Source organism: Pradoshia sp. (assembly GCF_051873915.1).
Taxonomy (GTDB): domain Bacteria; phylum Bacillota; class Bacilli; order Bacillales; family Pradoshiaceae; genus Pradoshia.
In genome coordinates, this window is the sequence record NZ_JBJEFJ010000074.1 from 1 (window position 1) to 2,466 (window position 2,466).

General features: G+C 42.6%; 2 protein-coding genes. Both read right to left on the reverse strand.

The annotated features are described in order from the left end of the window. Positions 1–222 precede the first annotated feature (222 nt). On the reverse strand, positions 223–906 hold the full coding sequence (locus ACI35L_RS07235; protein WP_439802560.1) for a TcaA second domain-containing protein: 684 nt from the start codon (positions 904–906) through the stop codon (positions 223–225). 877 nt (positions 907–1,783) lie between these two features. Continuing rightward, the gene (locus ACI35L_RS07240; protein ID WP_439802561.1) at positions 1,784–2,398 is read right to left on the reverse strand and encodes a DUF6944 family repetitive protein; all 615 of its coding nucleotides are present in this window, start codon (positions 2,396–2,398) and stop codon (positions 1,784–1,786) included. Between the last annotated feature and the right edge of the window lie 68 nt (positions 2,399–2,466).

Here is a 2,466-nt window from a genome sequence, read left to right on the forward strand (position 1 = left end):
ATTGGTTCATACATCTATCTTCTAAAACAGGGGATCTGCCTAGGGTCCGCTGTTTTTATTATTTCTATAGAATAATTACCTATTATATTTACTATACGCATTCCTCCTTTCAATTTCTTGAGATTTTTTACTCATTTCATGTAGAAATGAATAAAATATTACAAAACGAATTACATTTAGTTGTTATTGCGCTAAAAAAAGAGCAGCTATCAGGAGATGCTGCTACTTTTTGTCTGTATTGGTTTGTAGGCCTACGTCTTCTGGGACGAGGTCAATCGTGATTTCTTCATCGCTGTTCCATAGGACGACGGTTTCGATTTTCTTGATTTTGGTGCCCTGTCCCTTGGTGGCGGCCTCAACGGTGTATTCTCCAGGGAGAAGGGGACCTACTTTCTTTTCACATGATTCTTTTGTTGTTTCGGTGACTGTTTCGCCATTGATTTTGATGACGGCATCCTCAGCATTTGTGCAGACGGTTAGGTAGACCGGCTCGATTTCGATTGAGTAGGTGTCAGGGAGGATGAGGTGATCCTCTTTCTTGAGTGTTAGGAACCCTTCAATCTTTTCGGCTGATGTGGCATCGTTTGCTGAGACGCTGTCTTGTTCATCATAATACCTGGATTGCTCTTGCAGAACGGTTAGGATTGATTGCGCGTATTCAGGATTCTCTTGGAGGTAGCTCATGAGTGCCTTCGTGTTCGTCTCGTCAATTTGAAGTTTTTGATTGGATGAGGTCAGCACCTTGGATAGAACGGAGCTGTCTTGCTGTTTGAATGCGGTTTCAACCTGTTCGATTAAGTCATCTTTCGTAAGAGGGCGTTCAATTAAATAGATGGATATACATATAATAAGTGCGCAAGCCGTAATCAGGCCTTTTTGGAGTTTAGATAATGGGAGTTTTCTCAATTCCCAATCACCACCTTTAGGCTTAGGTATTTGGGTTTGGTTCTATACTATTTACTATATCGGTAAATTGTTTAACATTTCAAACAATATTTATGAGACTTATCCATTTTTCGATAAACATTAGTGGCCAGACCAGTTGAAGCCCTTACAACATGTATATTGTCCTGATACCCGTTATAGACTTAATCAATCGTTTGATTAATAAAAAGCATAAAAAAAATCACCCGCTTTTAGCGAGGTGAGAGGGTGGGTCAATCGTATGAGAGGAGATGAGGGGGAAATTGGTATGAGGACGTTTCTCCATTGGGAATATATCCGGACTCCTTCAGGCAGAGCGACGTTTGCTAATGGCATTTAAGATAAATAATTTCTCCTGCTGGGAAAGCATCCTCCAGCTGCCTGCGCTGATCTTCATCACTTACGCCTCCTTCTGTTTTAAGTTTGTACTCTCTTTATACCGTAAAATTTCCTATCTGAAACAGAACAAATACCTACAAAAAAAGGGAGATAGCGTATCGTTAAACAGCATGTGAGGAGATGTGATAGGGAATGGTGTAAAAGAGGGGCATAACGGTGAGATATGTCGATGAAAAGATAGGAAAATACAGTGTTTTATTCGGTTTATTTCATGAGAAAGACTAGTTGAAGCTTACATATATTTGTAAAATAGAGAGGCAAGGCGCCAAGCCGGGTTAAAGGAGCATGCTTATGCAGCATTTTCAGACAGATAAAACATCCTTTATTAGAGGAATGAGGGCAGGATGTCTGTTTTCTATTATTATCTGGGTGTTGATGGGAATCATCCTCTATTTCATTTTGACTTAAGGAGACCGCGGGGCAGCGGTCTCTCTATTTATGTATAAAGAAGGAAACAGGTTCATTGTGTTTCGCTGCTGAACCTGATTCCCACGCCAATTAAGGCGACGATTGTACCGGCCGCGACGAGCCAGTTCGACCAAGTAATTAAATTGGTGATGGAGATAGATTTTTCTTCATCCTCCGCTGTTTGCTGCAGTTCGCTTTCTTCCTTATCCTCCTGATTTGCTTGAAGCCTTAATGCGATTGCGAGCACGCCTGATCCAATCGCTTGCATGAGGATGCCGATTGTTTCTAAGGTTTGACCAGGCACGCGGGGGTCTTTATCGAGTTCCTCAGCGAAAATCATGAAGGCCCCGAGCGATGCTAGGAGGTTTCCCGATACCTCAAGGTTCGTATCCGTCTCCTCTGAAAAGGGAAGGAGGATAGAAGAGATAATTTCAAGCATCCCGATAGAGGCAATACCATTACCGGCAGATTCAAGGTTCAACTCATTTTGGCTGTCTGCCAAGAGGGCGAAGCCGAGGGCTTGAAGCTCAAAGCCGACAAGACTAATCTCCTCTAATTGCTCATCCGTTAATAAGGGTGTGGGGGTGGCAGCAGCGGCATCGATGTTCGCACCGAGGGCCAACAGCCAGGAACCAATATACTCTAGAAGCAGGTTTTCTTTCTCCATCTTTCTCCACCTTCTTATTCATCAATACCAAGCTGAAGCTCTTGCATTTCTTCTTTTTGCTGACCAAT